The organism is Nodularia spumigena CCY9414 (assembly GCF_000340565.2).
In the GTDB taxonomy this organism is placed as follows: Bacteria; Cyanobacteriota; Cyanobacteriia; order Cyanobacteriales; family Nostocaceae; genus Nodularia; species Nodularia spumigena.
Map to the genome: position 1 here is coordinate 4,575,053 of NZ_CP007203.1, position 19,766 is coordinate 4,594,818.

The window sequence follows — 19,766 nt, forward strand, 5'->3', positions numbered from 1 at the left end:
AGACTTAGGTTCAGGCTTAAACTACAGCAAAAAAGGATTAAAGAGATTAATCCGATTAATTGTTGATAGTAAACTTGAACGTCTTGTTTTAACCCATAAAGATAGACTATTGAGATTTGGTAGTGAATTAATTTTTAGTTTGTGTGAACATTTTGGAACAGAAATAGTAATTATCAATAGAACTGAAGACTCAACTTTTGAAGAAGACTTAGCTCAAGATGTTTTAGAAATAATTACAGTTTTTAGTGCCAGACTGTATGGATCTAGAAGTCACAAAAACAAGAAAATTATAGAGGAGTTGAAAGAAGTTGCTGTTCGGCTTTAAAACTGAGTTAAAAATCAATAACCATCAGCGTACCCAACTACTTCAACATTGTGGTGTTGCTCGTCATGCTTGGAATTGGGGATTAGCTCTTACCAAACAGATATTAGAGCACAATAAGTTAAATCCTAATTCCAAAATAAAATTTCCTACTGCTATTGATTTACATAAATGGTTAGTAGCATTAGTAAAAAGTGAAAATCCCTGGTATTACGAATGTTCAAAATCAGCACCACAAGAAGCTCTACGAGCTTTAAAAACAGCATGGGATAGGTGCTTTAAAAAAATATCAGGAGTGCCTAAATTTAAGAGAAAGGGTAAACATGATAGCTTTACCTTAGAGGGTAGTGTCAAAAATTTAGAGTCAAATAAAATACAAGTACCGAAGATAGGAGTTCTCCAAACTTATGAAAGACTACCTCAAAAAGAAATTAAATCAGTAACCATTAGTCGTAAGGCTAATAGATGGTTTATTAGTTTTAGATTTGATGTAGAAAAACAAGATAATAAAAACCTCAAAGTTGTGGGAGTAGACTTAGGTGTAAAAAATTTAGCTACTCTATCAACAGGTGAAATTATAGAAGGTGCAAAGTCTTACAAAAAATATGAATCTAAATTAAGCAGGTTGCAATGGTTAAACAGAAATAAAGTTATCAATTCAAACAATTGGAGAAAAGCACAACTAAAAATTGCTAAATTGCATCTGAAGATTGCCAACATTCGTAAAGATACATTACACAAACTTACTACTTTATTAGCCAAGAACCACGGCAAAGTGGTAATCGAAGATTTAAACGTATCTGGAATGTTGGCAAACAGGAAATTAGCAAAAGCAATCTCCGATATGGGATTTCATGAGTTTCGTCGTCAACTAACCTACAAGTGTGAATTGTATAGTTCTGAACTTGTCGTGGTTGATAGATGGTATCCCAGTTCTAAAACTTGTTCTAATTGCGGAACTAAAAAAAGAAAATCTCACACTTAACGAAAGAGTTTTTCAATGTGAAAATTGCGGTTTTGAGTGTGATAGAGATTTAAACGCAGCTATCAATTTATCAAAAATTGATTTGTCAAAAGCTGTCAGTTAGACAGTGTTAGTCTGTGGACTGGATAATGCCGACATTACCAGGATGAAGCAGAAAGTAAACTTCAAACCCCATCTAGTACAAGTTATCTATTATAGAAAAGTCTAAATAGGTAAGTTTGAGTAAGTTTTATGTAACGGAAGAACTGTACCCCCGCGCAATTTACCAGATTAATACCCACTCCCTACTCCCTACTCCCCACTCCCCACTCCCTACCTAACGGCGTGTTTTTTCAAATCTTCTAGCGAACAGGCTTCTAAGGCTCTAGCATGAGTAGCTGAGAGGACAACCGGCGGCGCTACCCCAGCTTCTAAAGCTTCCTGCCAACGAGCAGCACATAAACACCAGCGATCGCCTGGCCGTAATCCGGGAAAATTAAATTGGGGAACTGGTGTGCTGAGGTCATTTCCTTGCAATTTGGTATATTCCAAAAATTCTGCTGTGACTTGGGCGCAAACAACGTGCATCCCAAAATCTTGACCACCTGTAGTACAAAACCCGTCGCGGTAATAGCCAGTCATGGGAGATGTACAGCAACTCTCCAGGTCTGTCCCTAGTACGTTTTTTGCATCTGCCATATTTAATTCCTAATTTCTGCGACAATTTTAATATTAACTTTACGACTCGCGTAAAACATAGCCCACACCGCGCACTGTTTGAATCAGACGCTTGTGACTTTCATCTTCAATTTTGAGGCGTAAATAGCGAATGTAAACTTCTATCACATTCGACTCACCCATAAAGTCGTAACCCCAGACATTTTCCAAAATTTGTTCGCGGGTCAATACCTCACGGGGGTGTTCCATTAAGAATTTTAATAGTTCAAATTCTTTCATGGTTAAGTCAATTGTCCGCCCGTTATGTATGGCGCGACGGGTGGCGACATCTAAAATTAAATCCCCAAAGCGTAACTGTTCGCTGGTATCAACTTCAGGTTTTAAATAGAGGCGAATCAACTTCAAAAAGTCTTCTGGGCGATAAGGCTTGAGGAAGTAATCATCAGCCCCAGCTTCTAAACAAGCTACCCTGTCATCTACTGTATCTCTAGCCATCAGTACGAGAACAGGGGCGCACATCCCAGCACTTCTGAGATTTTTACACAACGAGAGTCCTGATTCTCCTGAGAGCATCCGGTCTACAACAATTAAAGCAGGTTGGCGATGGCTTTGCCCACCGTCGGCATCGCGACAATATTGTAAACCGCTAGCCGCATTATGAGCCAAAATCGCTTCATAACCGGCTTCTCGCAAATCAAAGGAAAGCTGATTTGCTAGACTCTCATCGGTTTCAATCACCAGAACACAGGGACTGTGAGCAATTGTTATCATAATTGGGAATCTTGGATTGGGGATTTTGGATTGTCTAGACGTTCTCAGGAAAGTCCATAAATCAGCTAGATATACAATTGCGGGTTTTTCTCATGGAGATGCTGAATGTTTTAACACAGTCAGGTATCAGCCATTGAGTCATCAGAGGCAATTTTTATCCCTGATTCCTAATTCCATTATGGTGTTTGAGAATTTGATTGTGGACTTAGAGATCAGCGATCGCTATACTGAACGAAGCTGATTTATTTGTACTATGACCGCAAGGCGTAAATAGTTATACCAGTTCAAAAATTTCCAAATCCCGAAATTAAGACTTTTGACTTTTGACTTTTGACTTTTGACTTTCGCCTTGCGGTACTAGGGTAACTCTACTGATGACGGTTTGGCGATATGTGGTAAACCCCAACCGAGCTTTTCGCGCAAAATGCGGAAAAATTCCCGTCGTTGCAGACGAATGAACCGGACTTTGTAGGGCGATCGCTCTAAATATACCCGATCCTCTGGGAAAATATAACATCCCCCATTCCCATCTACTACCATCACCAGCCGAGGAATATTGACTGGGTAAATATTGACTGTTTCGGTATCTGGAAATACCAATGCTCTAGAAGCTAAGGAGTGGGGACAAATGGGGACTAACTGCAACACAGGTACACCCGGAGTTATCACCGGACCACCAGCGCTTAATGAATAAGCTGTGGAACCTGTGGGGGTAGAAACTATCACACCATCGGCAGCAATATCCACTGGTGCGTGTCGCCCTACCGCAATTTCAAAATGGCACATCGAAGTTAATGGTTCTCGATGCAAAACCATTTCGTTTAAGCACAGGGCTTCCCACAGCACAGACTCACCGCGAAAAACTTTCACACTCAGCATGGATTGTTCTTCGATTTCAAAATCGCCCGCCATTGCCATCTCTATGGCTTGAGGCAGTTGATTCACATAAGTTTCCGTCAAAAATCCCATGTGACCAGTATTCACCGTTAACAGTGGAATACCAGCCGGAGCGACTTGACGCGCAGCTGCTAAAACAGTGCCATCTCCTCCTAAGACCACAGCAAACTTCATTTCTGAGTCAAAACCAGGAGGAGTCAGTCCTTCAATAGGAGTGTGGCACACAGGACTCTCTGGCTTAGAGTAGCCCAATATGCCACCAATACTGGTGGTGACAAACACATCCCAACCGGCTGCGGTGAGCTTGTCTTTCAGTTCGATAGCGATGCGAGCCGCTATCGGTTTAACGTCATTGTAAATAATGCCTGCTTTCGGCACACTCAAATATCCAAGTTTAAAAGATGCTTTTTACTTCTGTCATCGTGACATATTTTGGCCAATGTAGTCATTAGTCTCTCAAAAAATCACTGGGCATTGAAGATTGGGGACTAGTTTGTCAAGAATTTTGGATTTTGGATTTGCGATCTTCGTAGCGCAGCGCAGCGAGTATTTTAGATTGCAGTCTCATCCAAAATCTAAAATCCAAAATCTAAAATCTAAAATTGATTGACCAATGACCAATAATTTTATTGACTGTTAGCTTTGGAAGATTGTTTAAAGGGAGTTTTTTTAGGCTTCTCTTTTTTCTTTCTCGATTTAGTTTTCTCGTAGTCTAGCTCTTTGAGCTTCTTCATAATGCGACTGAAATACTCTTGTAGGTAGTTTTCCAGAGTTGTGGTTTGTCCTTGGTCTAAGCCAAAAACTTGGTATACCTCATCCATTGGAGCATTTAACGGTCTACCACTGGCTAAGACTTCTGTAAACTCTAATCTGTCTGCAACATTCCAGCCCCACTGAAAGAAGCGGATGACCCGGCGGATAGTACGCAGCAGGTTAATTGGCATTCGTGTGATTCTGGCATCTTTACCAGACAAGCGCTCACACAGACCAATGATTTCCTCTGCACTCCAAGCGCGAGTACCCACCACAGGGAAAGCTCGATTCTGGGTTTCTGGCACACTCAAACTGCGAATTGCAAATTTAGCGATGTCCAGAGTGTCCATATAAGCTACGGGGGAAGAATTACCAGTTACCCAAACTGGTTGATTTTCCAAAATAGGAATACCATATTGACCGATTAAGCCTTGCATAAAGCCAGCCAAGCGCAAAATCGTGTAATTTATCCCAGATTCAGCTAAAAATACTTCTGTACACCGCTTAATTTCCATCAGTGGTACTTCTGGATACTTGTCGGCATCAAGAATAGAAAAGAATATAAAACGTTCTACACCCGCAGCTTTGGCAGCTTGAATTAATGCTACCTGTCCATCCCAATCCACCTGTTTAATAGTCAGTGAATCTGTAGCGCGAGATGTCGCCGCATCAATAACTGCTGTTACACCTGACAGCGCTGCTGTGAGGCTTTCGGGGTTACACAAATCTCCCCGCACTAATTCCGCACCCCATTCTTTGAGAAATGCAGCTCTTTTGGTACTCCGCACCAGACAGCGTACCTTATGCCCCTCATCGATAGCACGACGAGCCACTTGTCTTCCTAAGGTGCCAGTGGCACCGACGATTAATAAAGTCATGAGGGTAGTTTTAAATTTTTAACTTTTATGAAATGAATCTTAACAGAATTAGCTCTCTAAACAAAAGTTTACGTTATTTTAATAAACTTTATTCACACAGAGAGAAAGAAGCAGAGGCGCAAGGGAGAAGAGGAAAGGTTGTTAAGCACCAACCGGGAATGTAAAGTAATTTCTAACTCACCCCTGCTCCCTGCTCCCTGCTCCCCTGCCTCTTCAATCCCCTGCTCCCTGCTCCCCTGCCTCTTCTGTGAGGATTATTCCTCTGCGCCCTGAATTTTCAGTAACAAAGCACCTAAAGCCCAACCCACGAAGATTAAGCCGAAAGATAATAGCGCTGCATTGAGAATTTCGCCGCCCATTGGTGTGATACTCCTTTACGAATGGTTGATGATCAGTCAATCTTCAGGTTTCCCCTGAGATTTCCTGTTTTGGCACTGTTTCAAAAATGCTCACAAATGCTCACATTTTTTTCTTGCTTAAACCCAGAAGTGTAAGCATTTTAATTTTATGTCTACCAATTGCCTGATGTAGTTTTAGGTAAACTGGCTCTACCAAAAGCTCTACAAAGGCTACTGTTTAATTAGACCTGTGTAAATAATTCTAAACCAGTTTGATGATCAATCTCTAATTTTGGCTGATGACAGTCGTTTAATTACCAAATTTTTAATTAATATTATGTATCAAAGCAATCAAGATAACACAGTAAATTTATCAAAAGTTAATCGCCCACGTTTGGCTCTAACTCTCGGAGATCCGGCTGGAATTGGCTCTGAAGTCATTTTAAAGGCTTTGACAGATTCAGCCATTGGTCAAAACTGCGACGTGACTGTGGTAGGTAGTAGGGATTTGCTGATTCAGGTTTATGAAAGGCTGAATGCAACAGATTTAGCAAATCCAGAGGAGTTAAAAGTTATGGATGTGCCATTAGATAGGGATATTGCCAACAATATTATTATAGGTAATGGTAATGCTGCTAGTGGTGCGGCGAGTTTTGCCTATATGGAATATGCGATCGCCTCCACGCTATCCGGTAAATTTGATGCTATCGTCACAGGCCCCATTGCGAAATCTGCCTGGAAGTTGGCAGGTTACAATTATCCAGGGCAAACGGAACTTTTAGCGGAAAAATCAGGGGTTAACCGCTTCGGAATGTTATTTGTGGCGCGATCGCCTCATACTGGTTGGACACTCAGAACTTTACTAGCTACCACACATATTCCTGTTTGTCAAGTAGCCGACACATTAACACCGGAGTTATTGACAAGAAAATTAGATTTACTGGTGGAGTGTTTAGCAGCAGACTTTGGTTTAAAAAATGGGAGAATAGCGATCGCCGGTTTAAATCCCCACAGTGGCGAACAGGGACAACTGGGAACAGAAGAACAAGACTGGTTAATTCCCTGGTTAGAACAAGAACGGCAAAAACGCCCCCATTGGCAGCTAGATGGTCCCATACCACCAGACACAATGTGGGTGAAACCCGGTCAAGCTTGGTATGGTAATGCTTCTATTCAAAATCCCGCCGATGCTTATTTGGCACTGTACCACGACCAAGGTTTAATTCCAGTGAAATTGATGGCTTTTGACCGCGCCGTTAACACATCCATTGGTTTACCTTTTGTTCGCACCTCACCAGATCATGGAACAGCCTTTGATATTGCAGGTCAAGGAATCGCTGATGCAACAAGCATGAAAGCCGCCATAGAATTGGCAATTGAATTAGTAACCACTCAGCGTACCTCTGCGCTAACTTAGCGCCCCTCTGCGTTTCAAACTTGTCACCGTAACCGCGCAAAGTTCTATAGGGATTCCGGGTTTCATCAGCGTTAAAAAACAAATCAGCTAATCTAGCTGTAGACAGAGGTAGAAAATATTCATACCTACGAAAGATAATAAGAATGTATATATTTTGCTAGGTTACTGCTAGTGAAACTAGGTAAAAAAAGTTATGGATACTAATCCACTAAACGCTATTATTCCCTCCCAACCACCAATAGAACCACAATCTGATGTTTATGCACTGAAATCTCGCTTAGAATGGGGCGAACCAGCTTTTACAATTCTAGATGTCCGCGATCGCCTGACCTACAACGAAGGTCATATTATGGGGGCGATGCCCATGCCTATGGATGAATTGGTCGATAGAGCTGCATCATCTTTAGATAAACATCGTGATATTTATATCTACGGTGCGAATGACCAACAAGCCGCCCAAGCCGCTCAAATGCTCCGTAATGCTAAATTTGACCATGTATCTCAACTCAAAGGTGGTCTAGCTGCATGGAAGGAAGTTGGCGGTCCCACAGAAGGCATTATTGAATCCAAAACTCCCGCAGGTGCAGATGATCTAAATGTGGTATCTCGGATGCAAAATCACTTGGAAAATGTGGACAAAGATGTGTAGTTTTTCAGTCAATAGTTACTAGCAACTATTGACTATTGACTGTTGACTTAATGTTCAAATAAATCCTTAAATTGCAATAAATCTAAGGTGACTAAAGTGGGCAAAACTTGAAAGCATTCCTGAGCTATTTCCCAACGTTCTTCTCGTTGGAGCATTTCCATAAGTTTTTGGCGGACACTGATTAAGTAGCGGACATCATTGGCAGCATAATTGAGTTGAGCCTCAGATAAATTAGCGGCGTTACCCCAATCGGAACTTTGAGAGCTTTTATCTAATTCTATGTGTTCTAACTCTTGTACTACCTCTTTGAGTCCGTGACGGTTGGTGTAGGTGCGAGCCAGCTTACTAGCAATTTTGGTACAAAAGACAGGCTGAACCTGAATCCCCAGGTTATGGCGTAAAGTCGCAATATCGAAACGAGCGAAGTGAAAAATTTTCACCACATTCACCGCTTCCATGAGTATTTTTAAATTTGGGGCTTCAGTTTGCCCTTTGGCTATGCGAATTGCTGTCACTTTACCCTCTGGATTGCATAGCTGAACGAGACACAAGCGATCGCGCTGTGGTAATAATCCCATTGTTTCGGTATCGACAGCGATCGCATCGGATGCTAAATACTCAGCCAGAACAGCGTCACTTAAATCGCGATCGCCTACTTGAAAATCTTGTAATGTCATGAATCACTCAATAAAAAATGCAGTGTCTTTTAGATAAAAATACTATGAGACACTACATTATTATTGTGTAAAACTCAGGAAATCAATCTATCTACTGCGAATAAAAATTTGGGTAAGGTAAACTTCGCCTTGCTGATTAGTAGCAACACCAATCCCCGTGAGGTCATAATGTCCGTGAATATTCTTCAAATGTCCGGGACTAGACAACCAACCAGTAATAGCTTCGCTAGCAGGATTGCTATATCCCTGATTGAGTGCGAGATTCTCGGACGCACCGTTGTAGCGCAGGGGAATAGCAGTAACTCGCTGTTCAAATCCCTCATGGCTAAAAGGGACTTTTCCATTAGCCATGTTTTGACTGTGAATCCTTGCCTGTTGAGTGATATTTGCATTTAAAGTCAACTCTGGCAAATTATGAGCAACTCGATATTGATTAATCTTCTCAAAAACTGATTTCTCTAGGGCATTAGTTTTAAAGGTAGTAGTTAATGTTGCAGCCTGACTTGAAGGAATTAATAACGGTTGATTACGAGTGGTTTGTTTTTTAGAATTATTATCTGTTATGGGAGCATTCATTAATCCACTCGCAAGGACAAGCGTACTTAAAGCGATGCCAAAAGCAGGTTGTCGGAACATGGATAGTCGCGTGATGTGTGTAATTGTTAGACCTATACGCTAATTTCTTCTTCTTCTCAGAATACCTAACAGGATACTATTCAACATTCATCAAACTTAGGCATTTTGACAAATATTTTACAGAAAAAATAAGTTAACTCTTTTTGTGGTCAATTTTGCAATAAATCAGCCTTTAGTAAGATGCGCGCCCTTGCCAAAATCGTGGGTGAATGATTCGGGCTACTTGTACCCACTTATCCAGTGATTTATCGTTTCTAGGAAATTATGCAGGTGTATGGAATGCCCATCAAATCAGTGATTGGTAAATTTATACCCTAAAAAAAGTGCTAGACTTTCATTTATGCGTAGGGAGGGCTTTTGACTATACTTTTTTTTACCGATGTTTTAGCTGCTCAAACAATTTCAAATATTAACCACAGATGAATATAGATGAATATGTGTTGCATATCTATGGAATCTACTGTATAAAATTGAAATAATTTTTCACCAATTAAAACTCTTGCACGAAGAAACTATAAAATCACCCGAAGACATAATTTTAACTCCTTATTACACCCAAAGTTTAGGAACAGCATATTTGGGTGATAGTCTCAAACTTATTAAATCTCTAGATCAAAATAGTATTAATCTTATCCTCACTTCACCACCATTTGCTCTCACACGTCAAAAAGCATACGGTAACGAAACTGCGGACAAATATATTGAATGGTTTCTACCTTTCGCCTATGAGTTTAAAAGAGTTCTAGCCGAGAATGGCTCATTTGTTTTAGATTTAGGCGGCGCTTACCTGCGTGGTAATCCGGTGCGGAGTATCTACCAATACGAACTTTTAGTGAGATTGTGTAAAGAAGTCGGCTTTTTTCTCGCTCAAGAATTCTATCATTACAATCCAGCCCGATTACCTACCCCTGCTGAGTGGGTGACAATTAGACGAATTCGGGTGAAAGATTCAGTAAATGTAGTTTGGTGGTTGTCGAAAACACCAAATCCTAAAGCCGACAACAGAAAAGTTTTAAAGCCATATAGCCAGAGTATGAAACAACTACTGAAAAATGGCTATAAAGCTAAAATCCGTCCCAGTGGACATGATATTTCTGATAAATTCCAAAAAGACAACCAGGGCGCAATTCCGCCAAATTTGCTAGAAATTGCCAATACTGAATCCAATAGCGCTTATTTAAGGCGCTGTAAAGCCGAGGGAATGAAACCCCACCCAGCCAGGTTTCCTTCAGGGTTCGCTGAATTTTTCATCAAATTTTTAACTGATGAAGGTGATATGGTGTTAGACCCATTTGCAGGTTCCAATACAACCGGGTTTGTCGCCCAAACTTGGCAACGCCGATGGATTTCTTTTGAACTTAATGAGGATTATGTTAAGGGAAGTCGTTATCGATTCGCTCAATAATCAGATGAAATTTCAGAGTTTTGAGTGAAAAGTTAAAATTTATAACTATGCGCTCAAATCTCGCCCTTCACCTGCATTTGATGAACTTGATCTGCTAACTCTTGACGGCTTTGATCATCTAGCTTGTCAATAGCTAACATTCCCATAAGAATCACCTCTTTTAGGGTTAAACGTGTCGAATGTGCCTGTTTTTGCACAATCTCCTTGATGATTGGACTGACACCAATTGCTGTACTAGCTCTAGCCACAGAATAAAAAAGAAACATTAATTACTTAGCCTAAATCTTAGCACTTCCCAGAAGTTTCTTGTATATAGTCCACAAAAAAGTCTGATCAAATAAGACTGGTTTAACACTGAGAATTAAAGAAATGGTAAATTCTCAAATATAATCTCATGAACCTACTTTACAGAACTATACAATACAGGTAAATAAAAATAATCACTAAACATCAGTAAAATTTTCCTGAGTGCAGGTGATGAATACTGTCATAGGGAAAAACGATAAAAATGAGGAAAGATAAAGCGATGAGGGAATCTTATCTGTTGGCAGTAGGCTTGTTAACAGGATTGGCAATACCAGCATCAGCCCTTCCACAGATGTCGATTATCCTGCCAGAAAGTTCTAAATTATTGCGAAATTTCCCACAGGGTTCACAGATAACAGTAGATGAAAACAACATTACTAACCTTGACAAATCCTCACCAGAGTTCACCACTCAACGATTACCAGATTCATTACTTAATCTCGGTTCTCAACCATCTAACCTGCCATTAATATCTGGTAATCAACTTTACTACCAAAGATTTGCAGCTTTGAAAACAGGTCAGATTTATACACGTATAGATGGTGATACTTCACAATTATTATGGGATTCAGGAAAAAAGCGTCATCTGACTTATGAAGATTGGAAAAAATTATTAGCTTTAGAAGCCAAAGCCATCAGCCAAGGACAAGGTGCAAATTATTTAGCTATCTTAGTTGGTGATTCCTTGAGTATGTGGTTTCCTAGAGAAAAACTGCCTATTGGTAAATTGTGGCTAAATCAGGGTATATCTGGAGATACTTCCGGTGGGATTTACAGAAGATTGCGGGCATTTTCGGACACACGCCCCCATGTGATTTACGTCATGGCTGGGATTAACGACTTACGCCAAAGCAAGAGTGACGAGGAAATTTTGCTTAACCATCGTCGAATTATCCGGAGGTTGCAGCATACTCACCCCAATAGTCAGATCACAGTGCAATCAATTTTGCCTACTCGCCTACCGAACATTCCTAATAGCCGGATTATTCAGCTTAACAGACGACTGGCTCTGATTGCTCAACAAGAAAATGCTGATTATCTCAACATTTATGATTGGTTTACAGACTTTAAAGGCAATTTGCGCGAGGAATTAACCACAGATGGTTTACATTTGTCTGAAGATGGCTATGATGTTTGGCGTTCAGCATTACAACAAAGAGATTTTATTCAGTCAGAAAATTAATTTAACGGTTGGTTAATCCACTCTTCCACCAGTGCATAATTCATCCCCATATTCAGCAACTCAGCAACGCCTTTTTTCCTTTAATTACTGGGAATCATGGTTGAGTAATTAAGAACTTGATTTAATTTGCCACTGCGATAACCTTCTAAATCGAGGGTGACATAGATAAATCCTAATTCTTGAAATGCAGATACTACTGTTTGTAAATCGGTAGTCAAGACAAAATCTTTGATATTTGCTGGTAACAATTCTATCCGGGCTGTATCGCCTTCAGAACGCACGCGTAAATTCTGCCAACCCAGCTTTCGCAGATAAATTTCTGCCCTACCTACCCTTTGCAATTTGGCTACAGTAATCTCTTCACCGTAAGGAAAGCGAGAACTCAGACAAGGTTGGGCGGGTTTATCCCACCAAGGTAAACCGAGTTGTTGTGAAAGTTGACGGACTTGGGCTTTAGTTACACCGATTTCTGCTAAAGGCGATCGCGCGCCTCTTTCCTGCGCCGCTTGAATTCCTGGGCGATAATCGTGTAAATCATCAGCATTCACGCCATCCACTACATAGGGATAACCTAGCTGTAAAGCTAAGGGTTTGAGAGTATCATGTAACTCACTTTTGCAAAAATAACAACGGTTGACGGGGTTAGAGGTGTAATTGGGATTGTCCATTTCGTGAGTTTGGACAATTTTATGGGGAATTCCCATCGTTGCCGCTTGAATTTTCGCATCTTCTAATTCTTCTGGCAACAACGAAGGCGAAACAGCTGTTACAGCCAAAGCGCGATCGCCTAACACATCATAGGCAATCTTCGCAACCAAAGTGCTGTCAATCCCTCCAGAGTAGGCAATCAAAGCCTGCTCCATTTCGCCAAATAAAACTTTTAATTGCTCAAGTTTTTCTGTCAACATGATTTCCCATTCTGGGCAGAACCCTATAGCACCCAATCAATTCTATCTTAGATATCAAACTGATGATTTTGAGACAGCTTCTGATTTTTTAGGTAATTTTATACTTTGCCACTAAATTGCCTAAAACAGATAAATCAATCGGTTTAGAAATATAATCATCGACTCCAGCAGCCAAACAAGTTTCGCCATCGCCTTTCATGGCCATTGCGGTTTGAACAATAACTGGAATCATTTGATACTGTGCTTCTGCTCGCTTGCAATTTCAATTGCAGTTTTTGATTTTTCTGCTCTAGAACTATAAATTGTGGGCATGGTGAGTCAGAACCAGAACCAGAAACATAACAAACCTGAGCAATTTTTGCTCGCTGTTGAAATAGAGCGATCGCTACCGTCATACTATTCAAAGCCATGCTGAGTTCATTCACCACAGTTTGGAAAATTTCCGCTTCTGTGGTTATGGCTTGTGAAACGGTACTATAAGCACAAAGTAGGCAATCATTAAGGCGACTTTGCAACTGGTTCAAGCTGCGTTCCAGCCACAACTCGGCACGAAGTTGCTGCATTGTTGTCAAAAGTGTGGGCGTTTTATCTACTGATGAGTTTTGTTCTGGTAAGCTTGAATATTGCTGCATGGTCAACTAGACCGTTGAACAAATTTGACTTGGCATAAAACAGAAAACAATATCTTATGTAGATTAACTCACAACTGTCTTTTTTTTATAATTCATAACTTATAGTGACTATCGACACTATCAGACCAAAAATTTTTGATAAAATCGACCTCCTAATATTTTCTTAGGGGCAACTATTTACCCAAAACTGATGGATACACAAATTATTCAACTAATTGTCAATGGGATTGCAGTAGGAAGCATTATTGCTCTCGCCGCAGTGGGGCTGACGCTGACCTACGGTATTTTACGGTTATCTAATTTTGCTCATGGTGATTTTCTCACGTTGGGAGCCTATTTGACTCTGTTAGTCAATGCCGGTGGCATAAATATTTGGCTATCCATGATTCTGGCGGCAGTCGGAACGGTAGCAGCAATGCTACTTTCAGAAAAATTATTGTGGTCAAGAATGCGCTCTATTCGTGCTACTTCCACAACGCTGATTATTATCTCTATTGGACTGGCTTTATTCTTACGTAATGGGATTATCTTTCTCTGGGGCGGCCAGAACCAAAATTACAAATTACCTGTAACAACTGCTTTAGATATTTTTGGCATCCGGGTACCGCAAAATCAATTGTTGGTATTGGGGTTAGCAGTGGGAGCAATTTTGGCGCTGCACTATCTTCTGCAAAACACCAAAATTGGGAAAGCGATGCGAGCCGTTGCTGATGATATAGATTTAGCCAGAGTTTCTGGAATCAATGTCGAACAAGTCATCCTTTGGACTTGGATTATTGCCGGCACATTCACCTCTTTAGGTGGCAGTATGTATGGATTAATTACAGCTGTACGCCCGAATATGGGGTGGTTTTTGATTTTGCCCTTATTCGCTTCCGTAATTTTAGGGGGTATTGGTAATCCTTACGGTGCGATCGCCGCAGCTTTCATTATTGGTATAGCCCAAGAACTGAGCACCCTGTGGATAGGTTCACAGTATAAACAAGGTATAGCGCTGTTGATGATGATTTTGGTGCTGTTCATTCGCCCCAAAGGTTTATTCAAAGGCACGATTTGAGCAGCACCATTCCACTTCTAATTATTCAATGATGTGGAAATAATAAGCTGCAACCAAGAAGTTAACAGCTAATAACAGCAATGCCCAACCAGCACGAAAAGTGTATGGGGGTTTAGCTCCTGTGGATGGAACTGGGGAATTTTGAACTTTAGCCATCAGTCGTTCTCCTTCTTTCTTGACTTTCTCAGAAATACCAAACAGTTGCACCAAAAACCCAAATTCTTTAAAAATATTTGTGTCTTTGGGGATTGGAATGAGGCAGAGGGGCAGGGGGCAGGGTGCAGGGGAGAAGAGAACAGGAAAGGTTGTTAAGCAACCGGGAGTGTCAAGTAATTTCCCACTCACCCCCGCTCCCTACTCCCTACTCCCTACTCCCTACTCCCTCTTCACCCGCATGGTAAGAACTACGAACCAGAGGACCAGAACGGACGTGGTTGAATCCCATTTCCCATGCTACGCTGCTTAGTGCGTCAAATTCTTCTGGTGTCCAGTATTTTTGAACTGGTAAATGTTCTAAGGAGGGACGCATATACTGGCCGATAGTCAGGCGATCGCACCCCACCGCCCTTAAATCCGCCATAGTTTCGATTACTTCCTCCCTGGTTTCGCCGTGTCCCAGCATCAAACCTGATTTGGTCGGAATAGTCGGGTCAATTTCTTTGACTACAGCCAGGACTCGCAGCGAGCGATCGTACTTGGCTCCCCGACGCACGGGGCCTGTTAACCGCCTTACTGTCTCCACATTGTGATTAAAACAAGCTGGTTTGGCTGTCACAATTGTAGCTATCCTCTGCCATTGACCTGATTCCCCAGCACCGACACCACCCCAAAAATCTGGTGTCAGCACTTCGATTTGAGTGTCTGGATTTAACAGGCGAATAGTATCTATTGTCTTGACAAACTGCCCCGTTCCCTGATCAGGCAAATCATCACGGGCTACAGAAGTCAGCACCACATAACGCAATCCCAAAAGCTGTACGGCTTCTGCTACTTTTCGCGGTTCCTCTGAGTCAATAGGCATGGGTGCATGACCTTTATCTACTTGACAAAAGGCGCAAGAGCGTGTGCAGACTGTACCTAATAGTAAAAAGGTAGCAGTTTTTTGAGCATAGCACTCCCCTCGGTTGGGGCATCGTCCTTGTTCACAAATTGTGTGAATTTGGCGTTGCTTAATGATACGTTGTACAGTAGAAAGCTCACTGGCTTTGCCAATGGGGCGACGTAACCAGCTAGGCATTGCGGTGATTTCTGATTTGAGTGGGGCTGGTTGTGGCGAGGTCATAGACTTCCAAGCAATATCCAAAGGTACTTTAGGGTGAATTTCTTCTGCACTAGGGCAAGGTTCAAGCCCTAAGTATCACCATGACACAAATTTTAGAAAATATAAGCACTAGTTTTTTAAAATACTGTCTGGATTGCCATTTATAGTGAAATATACTATTCCCCAATGAGCAAAAAATTTGGATATAGTGGGAACATTCTCAAAATCAATCAGCAAAGTCGCTGTTTACACTTAAAATTTCTGTTAGAGCAATAAGTCGTGGCAAGCAACAAAATTTTAGTTATCGATGACACTACGGTAGTCAGGTTAAAAGTGAGACAAATGTTGCCTCCAGGCAATTTCGAGGTATTAGAAGCAAAGGACGGTTTGGAAGGATTCAATTTCATCCGTCAGGAAAAGCTCAGTTTGATCATGTTGGATTTTCTGCTACCTAAAATGAGTGGTTGGGAAGTCTTTCAGGAAGTTCAAGCACAGCCTGATTTCAGGAAGATTCCCTTGGTGATCATGTCTGGTCGCAAGGAAGAGGTGACGGAGAAACTGACAGAACCTTTTGAATACTTTGAATTTTTGGGCAAGCCGTTTGATCAAAGGCAACTCATTAGTGCGATTAAGTCCGCGATGGTTAAGGCTAAAAAGCCTCGCCCAGGGACAATTCCAGTAGCTGCTGTAGCCACGAAGAATATTCCGGTAGCCGCTTCTTCTATCGTAAATACGATAGTAGTGCCTTCTGATAATCAGTCAACTAACTCGGTAGAAATGGATGCGTTGAATCAAAAAATTATCAAAATGCAAGCAGAAATGGATGGCTTGAAGAAACAGCTAGCTCAGGTGGTGACTTTTATTAAACAAAAAATCAAGTAGTATTTGCACCCGGAGTCATTGCCACTATCCTGAATCTGTAGTCTTGAAAACAAATACTTGTTGACACTCCTCGACCTAAAGGTACGAGGATTCTTGCTTTGCGGGGATTCCAATGAATTTACCCGCGCTAACGCGCCGCTTTGCATACAGCAAGCATCTTGACTGTATGCCCTACGGCTGCAAGTCCGTGGATTGCGACTACTTCTGAGCAGTTTGACAGGTTCACTGTATCACCTGTTGAAGTGACGGGGCTTTAAACCCACTATTTTCGGTAAATTTCTATGCTTAGGGGTGCAAATTTTTACACCCCTACAGCGTCAGCGATGAATTATCAAGAGTACAATCTACAACTCTTCTGATTGCTGTGTGGAAATTGCACTTAGCTGAGTTCTCTCAATAGCTGTTGCTTGTAGCATTGCAGTATGAGAGATAGAATTATTAGCCAGTGTAAATAGGGGATTGGACAAAACCCCCGCAATGGTAGTAGCAATTAAAGTTACTATCAGTCCCACTTGCAAAGGTCTAAATCCAGGTAAATTCCACCTGATTTCTGGATAATTCTGGACTACCTCGGACATTTCTTGGGGTTCTTTGACTACCATCATTTTGACTACGCGAATGTAGTAATAGATGGAGACAACGCTGGTAACTAAACCAAGTAAAACTAACCAGTAAAGTCCAGCTTGCCAACCAGCCCAGAACAAGTAAATTTTCCCGAAAAATCCAGCTAATGGCGGAATACCACCTAAAGATAGTAGGGAGATACTCAAGCCCAGTGTCAAAAGTGGGTCTTTTTGATACAAGCCAGAGTATTCGGCAATTTGGTCGGTTCCTGTACGTAGGGAGAACAGAATAATGCAGGTAAACCCGCACAGGTTCATGAACAGGTAGACCATCAGGTAAAATACCATACTGGCGTATCCGGCTTCAGTGCCGGCAATAAAGCCAATCATCACAAATCCAGCTTGAGCAATGGATGAATAAGCTAACATCCGTTTCATGCTGGTTTGGGCGAGGGCGACGACGTTACCCAACACCATACTCAGAACTGCAAGAGCAGTGAAAATAAATCTCCATTCGTCAGCAACGAGGGGGAAGGCTGTTGTCAGTAAGCGAATGGCTAAAGCAAATCCAGCTGCTTTGGAACCGACAGATAAAAAGGCAATCACTGGGGTGGGAGCGCCTTCGTAAACGTCTGGTGTCCACTGGTGAAAGGGTGCGGCAGAAATTTTGAAGCCAATACCTGCAATCACGAAAATGAGCGCAATTACCAAACCTAAAGATTGACCAACATTAGCGGCGGCTATACCGTTAGCGATCGCACCTAATTCCGTTTCTCCACCTGATAGACCGTACAGCAGCGAAACGCCGTATAAAAATATTGCTGTACTGGAAGCTCCAATCAACAGGTATTTCAGCGCAGCTTCGTTAGAGCGCGGGTCACGCTTGGTATAACCTGTGAGCAAGTAAGAGGAAATACTGAGGGTCTCTAGTGAGATGAAAATCATCACCAACTCACTAGCACCGGATAAAAACATTCCTCCCAAAGTTGCAGTTAGCAAAATGGCGATGAATTCGGCTAAAGCAGTACCACTCTGCTCAATGTAGCGAATTGACATCAAGATAGTCACAGCAGCAGACAACGCGATAATACCGCGAAAGACAATACTGAGGTCATCACCAATAAAGCTACCAGTAAAGGAGATGGGATTTGTTGCATCCCATTGAAGATAGAGTGCGCCAATCGCAGCGACTAAACCTGCGATCGCCAGATATCCAATCCAGCGTGAAGATGTACGTCCCAAAATCAAATCAACAATCAAAACCCCTAAGAGGGTGACAATTACAATCCCCTCTGGCAAAATCGTTCCAGCATTCAACTGGGATGTAAGATTAGCAAAATCCATGAGATATATAGGTTTTGACGATTAGACATTAAGGCTAGCTGAGTTTATTCTATCTATTGTTATTCACCAAAGTTGCATTTATCTTTTTGGGGAGTGGGGAATGGGGAGTGGGGAGTGTGGGGAGTGTGGGCAGGGGGGAGAAGAGGAACGGGGGCAGGGGGCAGGGGGCAGGGGAGAAGAGGAACGGTTGTTAAGTAACCGGAAGTTTTAAAGTAATTTCTCACTCCCCCTTGCTCCGGTGCTCCGGTGCGCCCCTGCTTCTTCTGGGGAGTGTGGGGAGTGTGGGAGGTGTGGGGAGTGTGGGAGGTGTGGGGAGAAGACGGTAACTTCCTAATGACCAATGACTAATGACTAATGACTAATGACTAATAGACATCTCCGAAAACCATCTAACCTTCACCATAACTGCTTTTGAGGAAATGAAGGTTAAGTGCAAAGATACTTAGATTCTACGATAGAATCAGTGCTGAAAATGCCTGATATTGGGAATTAGCCAAAAAATAGCACCTCTGGAAGTATATTTTATCCAGGAAACTTGCAATTTTCTATAGCTACAAAATAACAGTACCAATACGTAATCTTACAAGTCCACAAATAGTCATAATTATTTGTTCATATTTCTGGGTATTTAATCTTAGAGGGTGTTTGAAAAGTGGTTGGCTGTGATTTTAGGTACTCGTAGATCCCCCCTAGCCCACCTTGAGAAGCTCGACTTTATCCATTATCAGTAATGCTGCCTGCTTAACTGTTACCAATAGCACCTTTGCGGAAAATAATGGCGGCGACCAATCCGGGGCAATTTATCACAATGGTCTAGCAAATTCTGCCGCATCTACAACTATTAATGACAGTACATTTACTGGCAATTTAGCAGATAGAGAAGGTGGGGCGCTGTTTGTTAACGGCAATACAACAATCACTCAAAGCACTTTCACCGAGAACCGGGCTGATAATGCTGGGGGAGCTATCTATGCTGCTAACAATGCCAATTTGACAGTAATTGATAGTACCTTAAGTCAAAATATTGCTCTGGCTGATCGCACTGATAACATTGCTGGGATTGGTGGGGCGATCGCCTTAGCAAGCGCTACCTTAAATTGGCAAAATTCTACTATCAATAATAACACTGTTAAAGACGAAGACAGTGGTATTTTTAGCACAAATACCATTCTGAATATTACTGGCAGCACTATACAACGACATTTCACAGCAAATTTAAGCCAAGTCTGAGTTTCTGGGTATTGT

Annotated in this window: 24 protein-coding genes; 11 read left to right on the forward strand and 13 right to left on the reverse strand. The window is 41.7% G+C overall.

The features are described 5' to 3' along the window. From NSP_RS19990 to NSP_RS27560, 3 genes are all read left to right on the forward strand, one after another. A partial coding sequence (locus NSP_RS19990) for an IS607 family transposase (protein ID WP_044482852.1) occupies positions 1–325 on the forward strand: 325 nt, incomplete at its 5' end. Beyond that, positions 309–1,307 (forward strand): RNA-guided endonuclease InsQ/TnpB family protein, encoded by a 999-nt coding sequence (locus tag NSP_RS19995; RefSeq protein ID WP_017804371.1) that lies wholly within the window; start codon positions 309–311, stop codon positions 1,305–1,307. The genes NSP_RS19990 and NSP_RS19995, both read left to right, overlap by 17 nt. Beyond that, positions 1,237–1,410 (forward strand): zinc ribbon domain-containing protein, encoded by a 174-nt coding sequence (locus tag NSP_RS27560; protein WP_420892081.1) that lies wholly within the window; start codon positions 1,237–1,239, stop codon positions 1,408–1,410. Before NSP_RS19995 ends, NSP_RS27560 begins: the two co-directional genes overlap by 71 nt. Before the next feature lie 209 nt (positions 1,411–1,619). Here NSP_RS27560 and NSP_RS20000 read toward each other — a convergent pair whose 3' ends face one another. Both NSP_RS20000 and nblR read right to left on the reverse strand, forming a co-directional pair. Further along, a complete protein-coding gene (locus NSP_RS20000) occupies positions 1,620–1,985 on the reverse strand; it encodes a DUF2237 family protein (RefSeq protein WP_006199115.1) in 366 nt (121 codons plus the stop codon). 39 nt (positions 1,986–2,024) lie between these two features. Continuing rightward, the gene (gene nblR, locus NSP_RS20005; RefSeq protein WP_042203119.1) at positions 2,025–2,732 is read right to left on the reverse strand and encodes a response regulator transcription factor NblR; all 708 of its coding nucleotides are present in this window, start codon (positions 2,730–2,732) and stop codon (positions 2,025–2,027) included. Positions 2,733–2,751: 19 nt separating this feature from the next. Between nblR and NSP_RS25665 the strand changes: the two genes are divergently transcribed. Next, positions 2,752–2,976 (forward strand): hypothetical protein, encoded by a 225-nt coding sequence (locus tag NSP_RS25665; protein ID WP_144360577.1) that lies wholly within the window; start codon positions 2,752–2,754, stop codon positions 2,974–2,976. A gap of 116 nt (positions 2,977–3,092) precedes the next feature. On the opposite strand, the gene NSP_RS20010 is transcribed toward NSP_RS25665, so the two are convergent. From NSP_RS20010 to petM, 3 genes are all read right to left on the reverse strand, one after another. Continuing rightward, positions 3,093–4,010, reverse strand: a complete 918-nt coding sequence (locus tag NSP_RS20010; protein ID WP_006199113.1) for an NAD(+) kinase — start codon at positions 4,008–4,010, stop codon at positions 3,093–3,095. A 248-nt stretch (positions 4,011–4,258) separates the two neighbouring features. After that, the gene (locus tag NSP_RS20015) at positions 4,259–5,263 is read right to left on the reverse strand and encodes an SDR family oxidoreductase (protein WP_006199112.1); all 1,005 of its coding nucleotides are present in this window, start codon (positions 5,261–5,263) and stop codon (positions 4,259–4,261) included. 254 nt (positions 5,264–5,517) lie between these two features. Beyond that, entirely contained in the window at positions 5,518–5,622 is a 105-nt protein-coding gene (gene petM, locus NSP_RS20020; protein WP_006199111.1) for a cytochrome b6-f complex subunit PetM, read from the reverse strand. Between the two features lie 316 nt (positions 5,623–5,938). On the opposite strand from petM, the gene pdxA reads away from it, so the two are divergent. Beyond that, the gene (pdxA, locus tag NSP_RS20025; protein WP_173403310.1) at positions 5,939–7,018 is read left to right on the forward strand and encodes a 4-hydroxythreonine-4-phosphate dehydrogenase PdxA; all 1,080 of its coding nucleotides are present in this window, start codon (positions 5,939–5,941) and stop codon (positions 7,016–7,018) included. 193 nt (positions 7,019–7,211) lie between these two features. After that, on the forward strand, positions 7,212–7,667 hold the full coding sequence (locus tag NSP_RS20030) for a rhodanese-like domain-containing protein (protein WP_006199105.1): 456 nt from the start codon (positions 7,212–7,214) through the stop codon (positions 7,665–7,667). A 47-nt stretch (positions 7,668–7,714) separates the two neighbouring features. On the opposite strand, the gene NSP_RS20035 is transcribed toward NSP_RS20030, so the two are convergent. Both NSP_RS20035 and NSP_RS20040 read right to left on the reverse strand, forming a co-directional pair. Further along, on the reverse strand, positions 7,715–8,344 hold the full coding sequence (locus tag NSP_RS20035) for a ribonuclease H-like domain-containing protein (RefSeq protein WP_017804372.1): 630 nt from the start codon (positions 8,342–8,344) through the stop codon (positions 7,715–7,717). Between the two features lie 87 nt (positions 8,345–8,431). After that, entirely contained in the window at positions 8,432–8,980 is a 549-nt protein-coding gene (locus tag NSP_RS20040; protein ID WP_006197459.1) for a CAP domain-containing protein, read from the reverse strand. 499 nt (positions 8,981–9,479) lie between these two features. Between NSP_RS20040 and NSP_RS20045 the strand changes: the two genes are divergently transcribed. Continuing rightward, on the forward strand, positions 9,480–10,385 hold the full coding sequence (locus tag NSP_RS20045) for a DNA-methyltransferase (protein WP_006197458.1): 906 nt from the start codon (positions 9,480–9,482) through the stop codon (positions 10,383–10,385). 53 nt (positions 10,386–10,438) lie between these two features. On the opposite strand, the gene NSP_RS20050 is transcribed toward NSP_RS20045, so the two are convergent. Beyond that, on the reverse strand, positions 10,439–10,651 hold the full coding sequence (locus tag NSP_RS20050) for a hypothetical protein (RefSeq protein WP_006197457.1): 213 nt from the start codon (positions 10,649–10,651) through the stop codon (positions 10,439–10,441). 260 nt (positions 10,652–10,911) lie between these two features. On the opposite strand from NSP_RS20050, the gene NSP_RS20055 reads away from it, so the two are divergent. After that, on the forward strand, positions 10,912–11,874 hold the full coding sequence (locus NSP_RS20055; protein WP_042202507.1) for an SGNH/GDSL hydrolase family protein: 963 nt from the start codon (positions 10,912–10,914) through the stop codon (positions 11,872–11,874). A gap of 80 nt (positions 11,875–11,954) precedes the next feature. On the opposite strand, the gene larE is transcribed toward NSP_RS20055, so the two are convergent. Next, a complete protein-coding gene (gene larE, locus NSP_RS20060) occupies positions 11,955–12,782 on the reverse strand; it encodes an ATP-dependent sacrificial sulfur transferase LarE (protein WP_006197455.1) in 828 nt (275 codons plus the stop codon). Between the two features lie 155 nt (positions 12,783–12,937). After that, complete coding sequence (locus tag NSP_RS26090) at positions 12,938–13,414, reverse strand: hypothetical protein (protein WP_006197453.1); 477 nt, start codon at positions 13,412–13,414, stop codon at positions 12,938–12,940. Between the two features lie 190 nt (positions 13,415–13,604). Between NSP_RS26090 and NSP_RS20070 the strand changes: the two genes are divergently transcribed. Further along, the gene (locus tag NSP_RS20070; RefSeq protein WP_006197452.1) at positions 13,605–14,471 is read left to right on the forward strand and encodes a branched-chain amino acid ABC transporter permease; all 867 of its coding nucleotides are present in this window, start codon (positions 13,605–13,607) and stop codon (positions 14,469–14,471) included. A gap of 21 nt (positions 14,472–14,492) precedes the next feature. Here NSP_RS20070 and psaX read toward each other — a convergent pair whose 3' ends face one another. After that, positions 14,493–14,627, reverse strand: a complete 135-nt coding sequence (psaX, locus tag NSP_RS26395; protein ID WP_063872378.1) for a photosystem I protein PsaX — start codon at positions 14,625–14,627, stop codon at positions 14,493–14,495. Positions 14,628–14,832: 205 nt separating this feature from the next. Beyond that, entirely contained in the window at positions 14,833–15,753 is a 921-nt protein-coding gene (gene lipA / locus NSP_RS20080; protein ID WP_006197450.1) for a lipoyl synthase, read from the reverse strand. A 258-nt stretch (positions 15,754–16,011) separates the two neighbouring features. On the opposite strand from lipA, the gene NSP_RS20085 reads away from it, so the two are divergent. After that, complete coding sequence (locus NSP_RS20085; protein WP_006197448.1) at positions 16,012–16,614, forward strand: response regulator; 603 nt, start codon at positions 16,012–16,014, stop codon at positions 16,612–16,614. 344 nt (positions 16,615–16,958) lie between these two features. Here NSP_RS20085 and NSP_RS20090 read toward each other — a convergent pair whose 3' ends face one another. After that, a complete protein-coding gene (locus tag NSP_RS20090) occupies positions 16,959–18,521 on the reverse strand; it encodes an NAD(P)H-quinone oxidoreductase subunit N (RefSeq protein ID WP_006197447.1) in 1,563 nt (520 codons plus the stop codon). Between the two features lie 699 nt (positions 18,522–19,220). Between NSP_RS20090 and NSP_RS20095 the strand changes: the two genes are divergently transcribed. Further along, entirely contained in the window at positions 19,221–19,751 is a 531-nt protein-coding gene (locus tag NSP_RS20095) for an NAD(P)H-quinone oxidoreductase subunit 2 (protein WP_006197445.1), read from the forward strand. The last annotated feature ends 15 nt before the right edge of the window (positions 19,752–19,766 follow it).

What these genes read in the sequence shown, in the direction of transcription:
- NSP_RS20000 (WP_006199115.1), bottom strand. Translation starts at nt 1,985, where the DNA reads ATGGCAGATGCAAAAAACGTACTAGGGACAGACCTGGAGAGTTGCTGT.
- NSP_RS20015 (WP_006199112.1), bottom strand. Translation starts at nt 5,263, where the DNA reads ATGACTTTATTAATCGTCGGTGCCACTGGCACCTTAGGAAGACAAGTG.
- petM (WP_006199111.1), bottom strand. Translation starts at nt 5,622, where the DNA reads ATGGGCGGCGAAATTCTCAATGCAGCGCTATTATCTTTCGGCTTAATC.
- pdxA (WP_173403310.1), top strand. Translation starts at nt 5,939, where the DNA reads ATGTATCAAAGCAATCAAGATAACACAGTAAATTTATCAAAAGTTAAT.
- NSP_RS20030 (WP_006199105.1), top strand. Translation starts at nt 7,212, where the DNA reads ATGGATACTAATCCACTAAACGCTATTATTCCCTCCCAACCACCAATA.
- NSP_RS20035 (WP_017804372.1), bottom strand. Translation starts at nt 8,344, where the DNA reads ATGACATTACAAGATTTTCAAGTAGGCGATCGCGATTTAAGTGACGCT.
- NSP_RS20040 (WP_006197459.1), bottom strand. Translation starts at nt 8,980, where the DNA reads ATGTTCCGACAACCTGCTTTTGGCATCGCTTTAAGTACGCTTGTCCTT.
- NSP_RS20050 (WP_006197457.1), bottom strand. Translation starts at nt 10,651, where the DNA reads ATGTTTCTTTTTTATTCTGTGGCTAGAGCTAGTACAGCAATTGGTGTC.
- NSP_RS20055 (WP_042202507.1), top strand. Translation starts at nt 10,912, where the DNA reads ATGAGGGAATCTTATCTGTTGGCAGTAGGCTTGTTAACAGGATTGGCA.
- larE (WP_006197455.1), bottom strand. Translation starts at nt 12,782, where the DNA reads ATGTTGACAGAAAAACTTGAGCAATTAAAAGTTTTATTTGGCGAAATG.
- NSP_RS26090 (WP_006197453.1), bottom strand. Translation starts at nt 13,414, where the DNA reads ATGCAGCAATATTCAAGCTTACCAGAACAAAACTCATCAGTAGATAAA.
- NSP_RS20070 (WP_006197452.1), top strand. Translation starts at nt 13,605, where the DNA reads ATGGATACACAAATTATTCAACTAATTGTCAATGGGATTGCAGTAGGA.
- psaX (WP_063872378.1), bottom strand. Translation starts at nt 14,627, where the DNA reads ATGGCTAAAGTTCAAAATTCCCCAGTTCCATCCACAGGAGCTAAACCC.
- lipA (WP_006197450.1), bottom strand. Translation starts at nt 15,753, where the DNA reads ATGACCTCGCCACAACCAGCCCCACTCAAATCAGAAATCACCGCAATG.
- NSP_RS20090 (WP_006197447.1), bottom strand. Translation starts at nt 18,521, where the DNA reads ATGGATTTTGCTAATCTTACATCCCAGTTGAATGCTGGAACGATTTTG.